Annotated in this window: 7 protein-coding genes; all 7 read right to left on the reverse strand. The window is 30.5% G+C overall.

Annotated features, from left to right (window positions below; all coding sequences use genetic code 11):
- The coding region (locus tag HN894_09480) for a hypothetical protein (protein MBT7143558.1) at window positions 1–140 on the reverse strand (140 nt) is incomplete at its 3' end.
- A 7-nt stretch (window positions 141–147) separates the two neighbouring features.
- On the reverse strand, window positions 148–1,398 hold the full coding sequence (locus HN894_09485; GenBank protein MBT7143559.1) for a hypothetical protein: 1,251 nt from the start codon (window positions 1,396–1,398) through the stop codon (window positions 148–150).
- 101 nt (window positions 1,399–1,499) lie between these two features.
- Entirely contained in the window at window positions 1,500–2,276 is a 777-nt protein-coding gene (locus HN894_09490; protein ID MBT7143560.1) for an outer membrane lipoprotein-sorting protein, read from the reverse strand.
- Window positions 2,277–2,462: 186 nt separating this feature from the next.
- Complete coding sequence (locus HN894_09495; GenBank protein MBT7143561.1) at window positions 2,463–2,813, reverse strand: four helix bundle protein; 351 nt, start codon at window positions 2,811–2,813, stop codon at window positions 2,463–2,465.
- Window positions 2,814–2,921: 108 nt separating this feature from the next.
- Window positions 2,922–5,213 carry an RND family transporter gene (locus HN894_09500; GenBank protein MBT7143562.1) on the reverse strand — a complete coding sequence of 764 codons (2,292 nt, stop codon included), beginning with the start codon at window positions 5,211–5,213 and terminating at the stop codon, window positions 2,922–2,924.
- 124 nt (window positions 5,214–5,337) lie between these two features.
- Window positions 5,338–5,676 (reverse strand): cupin domain-containing protein, encoded by a 339-nt coding sequence (locus tag HN894_09505; GenBank protein ID MBT7143563.1) that lies wholly within the window; start codon window positions 5,674–5,676, stop codon window positions 5,338–5,340.
- Window positions 5,677–5,684: 8 nt separating this feature from the next.
- A complete protein-coding gene (locus HN894_09510) occupies window positions 5,685–5,951 on the reverse strand; it encodes a hypothetical protein (GenBank protein MBT7143564.1) in 267 nt (88 codons plus the stop codon).
- Window positions 5,952–6,075: the final 124 nt, after the last annotated feature.

Here is a 6,075-nt window from a genome sequence, read left to right on the forward strand (position 1 = left end):
AAATTGAAAAATTGAACCATTGAACCATTGAACCATTGAACCATTGAACCATTGAACCATTGAACCATTGAACCATTGAACCATTGAACCATTGAACCATTGAACCATTGAACCATTGAACCATTGAAAAATTGAACCATTGATTAACTAAAAGCTATATTTCAGTTTCATATATCCCATTGAGTTATTTTTAAGCTGCCCAAAGCGACCTTCATCGTTTCCAATAAAAATATTTGAGCCGAGTAGGATTGAAAAACTATCGTCAAAATCATAAGTGATTTTTGGTCTGATTAGTGCATCTTCGTTAGTCAATCCGATGTAGGAAAACAATTCAAGGTGCAATGTTTCTCTGAATATATCATAGCGTGCCAAAAATGTTAAAGTATTTTGGTTTTTTTCGTTTAGCATATTTTCATCATAATCTAATATTGTCTCTTGAATAAATTGGGTACTAAATTTTATGTTTTTGATATTAAAATCCAACCCAATTAGATAATGTAGATAATCTTTTTGTACCAGTGCATCATTTGCAAGAGGGTCTTCTGTTTGAAAATATTTTCCATTGTAGTAAGCTCCTTCGCCACGCAAAATAATCCCCTTAATTTCTGTACTAAACGAACCTCCGCCCAAATTTAGACGATGATGTTTTGGAGTAATATATAAACTTGTCATTATTGGTGATGGCGGTATTGTTGTAGTATCCAAACCAAATTCTTTTTGAACGTGCATTGATGGATTGTCATCCCAAGTATATCCACCCATCAGTTCAAAATCAATTTTTGATGTTAATGCTGAATATTTCATAAACACTTCGCTGTTTTTTATTCTTGTTGAAATTTCAGATTGAGACCAGTCGAAGGTCGGATTTACTGGAAAATCAGGCTGAATATACCAAATTGAATTTGAAGGAGGTAGTTTTGTGGGTGTAAAGTTTGGCAACCAAATTACTTCAAAAGTATTATTTCCTTTATAATAATCGAATTTTACTGCATTTACGCCTGTTCTGATTTCATCAAAATCTGGCAACAAAAATTCCGTCAAATTTAATGGTGAAACAATATCGGTGATAAAAACACCGTCTGCTTTTCCCCAAACTATTTGTTGTTTACCTATGCGTATATCGAAATTATTGAAGTATAAATCAAGATAAAGTTCTCTTAATCGTAAATTTAAGCTATCTGTATTAAAACTATATAACATTGGATTTGCTTTGAAAGCAACCTTTTCACCCGATTTGGCAAAATTCAGATTTAGCGTATTTTGAAGAATTGAGAAATCACCGTTTTCAAATAAAACTCCTGTATAATTTCTTGCAAAACCAGAAATCTCAGGGTTTTGCGCTATTGTAAATTGACTTGCAATTACAATCATTATCAGTGTTAATCCTTTTGTTTTCATTTTCTACTATTTAATTTTTCAATGGTTCAATGGTACAATTATTCAATGGTTCAATTATTCAATATTGTATCTTTGTATCATTGTATAATTGTATCATTAATTTACAATCCTCTCATCATCATTCTTTCAGTAAATTTTGATGCAGAAACTCCTACATTTACTTTAACATCACTTAATACCATACTTGTTGTATGATTTTTCTGAACATTTTTCATTTCTGAATTTGTAACAATCCAAAATCCTGATATTTCTTCGTAAGATTTTATGTTTAAAATTTTCAGCAGTTCACCATCTTCGTCATAAAACTCTTTTTTTACGCCAATAAAGTTAGCTTTATTAATCCATGCTACAGTTTTTGAATACATATATTCTTCATCAATAGATTTAATTTCAACAACATAACATTCTTTGCCATCAAGTTTTTCTGTTCTTAAAAGTTTGTGTTTATCTGCTTCTAATTTTCTATCACCTAAATCATCATAGGTAAAATCAGAACCCATAAAATAGTCACTTTTGCTATCGCTTGAAATACGTTTGGTTTTTTTGAGTGCTGGTAGATAAATCCACTGATCATCAGATTTATCACTGTCATAACTCCAATTCATAAACGATGTATTTTTAACATCGGCAGGCGATTGAAAAAACATAATGCTTTTTTCAACATCACCAATATCTTTAGTGTATTGTTTGATTTTTCTGACTCTTTGTTTTCCTTGCTTGTTTGTAAGAGTCATTGTAAGCAATGAAGTTTGGTCATCGCCGGTTGCACGGTTGTAGGCTTTTTCTATAATTTGTGTTCCCGTTAATTGTGCATTTGCACTAAAACTTGCTGCAATTAATATTGCAATTACGATTGTTGTGATATTTAAATTTTTCATTGTTTTCTTTTTTTTAATTTTTAATATATGGTGTAATGGTGCAATTATTCAATGGTGCAATGATACAATGGTGCAATGGTGCAATGATACAATGATACAATGGTTACTGCTGTTTTTGTTTCATCGTATAGTTGAAAATTGTATAATTGTATAATTGTATAATTGAATCATTGTATAATTGAATAATTATTGACTAACTGTTTTTAAGATAGCTCCAAGTATTTTCTTTATTTCTTCGATATCTTCAAGTAAACTGTTTGCTAATTTTGGTTCAATATAACCACTGTCTTTAAACAAACGTAACCAATAATGTGTTTCTCTCGCTTCTTTGTATGCAATAAAAAACTTAGCCCTGAAATCTTTCTTTGAGATACCTCCGACAGCCTCTTCCGAATTTGCTCCTATTGATGTCCCGCTTCTAAGTATTTGTTTTGATAGAGTATATTCTTTCTTTTCATCAACTAAATATTTATATAATTTTAGGATACGCAAAGCAAAAGTGTATGACTTTGTAAGAATAATATTTTCTTCCATAATTTATAGTTTTTAATTAATTAAAAAAGTATTGATGCGATTATGCAATGATACAATTATTCAATGATCCAAAGATACAATATTGAATAATTGAACCATTGAATCATTGAATCATTTCTTCTTAAAATACAAATTTCCACCATATAAAAGCACCAACATAACAGTAAGTGTACCCACAAAACTTGTGAACATATTTAATGAAACTAAAGCTCCGAGCGCTCGGTTTGGAGGAAAGACAGAAAATAATAGAACCATAAAACCGGCAATTACTACTACGGCGTTAAATAATATTGCTCTGCCCGAATGTGCCATAGTTTTTTGTGCAGTAAGCATTTTGTTGCCTGTTTCTTTTGCATTTTTACGATATTGTTCCAAAAAATGTACAGCATAATCAATTCCGATGCCTATTGCAATACTTGATAATAAGGCAGTTGTGGTACTGAGTGGAATGTTTAAAAATCCCATAACTCCGAAACTTATTAATGCTGTAATAATTATTGGCACCGCACCTATTAGCCCTATTTTGATATTTTTGAACATCAACGAAAGTAAAATCACAATAATAATCAGAGAAAGTACTAAACTCATAATTTGTCCTTCGAGAATGAGGTCTGTAAAAACGAGACCTTTGTAGCCGCTTCCTGCATATTTTGTTGAAATACCAAGTTTTTTGAAGTCCTCATTGAAAGTTTCAATAACTGCAAGTGTTGAATTTATTGCTTTTGAATTATCGCTTTTTAGCTGAAATGTTACATTTAATTTTTCATAATCATAATCGACAACTTTGTTCAGATTTTCAGGATCGCCAGACATTTCATATAGCAATAAATATTGTGCAACCATTTCTTTGGTGTCCGGAATTACGTTAAATTCTTCTTTATCGGCATTCATAACCTTATTCATTCTATTAATATAATCGGTTAATGAAAACGAGTTTCCAACAATTTGCATATCATTCTCTACTTTGTTTTGCATTTTATCAACAAGTTTCAAAACTTCAGGATTTTTGAATGCATCTTTTTTATCTCCGGCATCAAGAATTAAATTTATTGTAGTTGTCCCGCCAAAGTTTTCGTTTATGAATTTGTCAGTTAATACAATATCACTGTCTTTTTCAAATTTTTCAAGAAAACTTGAATTAATCCACACTTTTTGCAGTCCAATTATAGAAGCAACTATTATTAAGGCTGTTACAATAATAGAAATACCTTTTCTCTTAATCATTGTATTGGCAAAACTGTATGCAAATCCTTGATTTTCGGAAGCCATATTTTTTATTTTTTTCACTTTAGGCAAACCGAAAATCATTATTCCACCAGGAATTATTACTAAAGACAATACCATAGCCATCAGCACTCCAAAGGCTGTAAAAATTCCGAAATATTTTATTGGATAAACTTGAGAAGTGAGTAATGAAATGAAACCTATTGCTGTTGTTACAGATGTCATTACTACCGGTTTCCACATATTTTTTATCATGTCGGCAGAAGCTTCCTTTTTTGTTGCCTCCGGATTTTTTCGCAAGAATAATTGCAAATGACTATAAAGATGAACTCCATCTGCAACACCAATTGCAATTAGCATTACAGGTATCATAGTAGAAACTGCATAAATAGGAATATTTAGCAAAGCCATTGCACCAAAAGCCCATAATGTACTGAAAAATACAACAAGCATTGTAAGTATAGTACTTTTAATACTGCGAAGCATAATAAATAACACCAAAGTAATTACAATCAATACAATAGGAACCATGTTTTTCATATCGGCCGGACCAAGTAATGCCATTGTTCCTTCCACAATTGGACGACCTGCTACATGAACTTTTATATTTTTGGTTTCAAAAGAGGCTGTAAGTTCAAGTATTTCATTATAAAACTCTTGAGAAAAAACATCGTCTTTAATTTCTGCAATTATAACAGTAACTTTTTCATTAGTTGAAACGAGTCTTCCGTAAACCATTTCATTGTTTTTTACGTTTTGCTGTAATTCATTCAGCCTTTCTTCCGATTTCGGAATACGCTTAAAAAATCGTTTAACGTCCATGCCTTCTTCATCGCCAATAATATTGTCTGCTGTATATAAAGAAGTTACATCGGCTTTTTCGATTTCATCTAACTTTTGCAACTTTTTGGTAAGTTGCTTCAAAGTATCAAGTGTTTCCGAATTATAAATTCCGTTTTGGTTTTCAATGGCAACGATAATTCCGTCATTTATACCAAACCAATCTTCAGCTTTGTCGCTATAAACAAATGCCGGATGATCTTGTGGCATGTATTTGTCAAGGTCAGTTTCCATTCTTGAATTTTGTTTCATAAAATAAAAGAAAACTGCACTTATTATTAATGTTATTACAAGCGTAATCCAAGGTATTTTCAATAATCTATTTAATAAATCTTCCATTTTTTATCTATGTTAATTAATATTCACTAACTATAATTTCCTAAATTATTCAGTTGTTCAATTATACAATTTAACAACTATACAATAAAACAATATACCATTGTATTATTGAAACATTGAATATTTAATGCAATTTTGTTTTTGCTGTTGGTTTGGGAGCTTTTACTACAAGAACTCTAACTATTTTATCTGAATTATTAGAAATACAATGCAGAATATCTTTGGGACTTTCAACAAGACAATTAGCTTCAACTGTTTGTTTTTCCTCGCCAACTAAAATCTCGGGTGTACCTTCGAGTACGAAAAAAAATACATCAACAGGTGTAATATGTGGTTTTAGGCTTTCACTCGGTTTCAATGTAATGTGTACTGCCTGAGCTGAATCATAATTGTATATCATTCTTGCATCCACTTTATGTGGAGTTTCCTTTATTGGAGTTTCGCTTACTTTTGTAATTTTCATAGTAATTTCTATTTTTTGATTAATAATTTTATTGATTTTAAAAGATGCTTGCCTTCATCTATTAAACTATAGGAATATCCTGAAAGCTGCCATTTTTTCACACAAAGTCGTACACTTCCCATTAATATCGTTGCAAGATATTCTGCTTCTATATCGCTGCGTAGTTCCTTGTTTTTTTGTCCGTTCATTATTATTCTCGTAAGTATCTTATCATTGTTTTTGATAATTTCCGAAATTTTTTCAATTAATATTGGTTCATTTCTAACCTGATTAATTCATAAACTTTTTTTTCATAAACGTTTCTACAATTTTCATGCTCAAATATATTAACATTGATGAGTTTTAGTTAATTTTTTTATTCAATTTTAAATTTTACCGAATTTTATTTTGAATGATTCT

The sequence above is a fragment of the Bacteroidota bacterium genome, assembly GCA_018692315.1.
Lineage (GTDB): Bacteria > Bacteroidota > Bacteroidia > Bacteroidales > JABHKC01 > JABHKC01.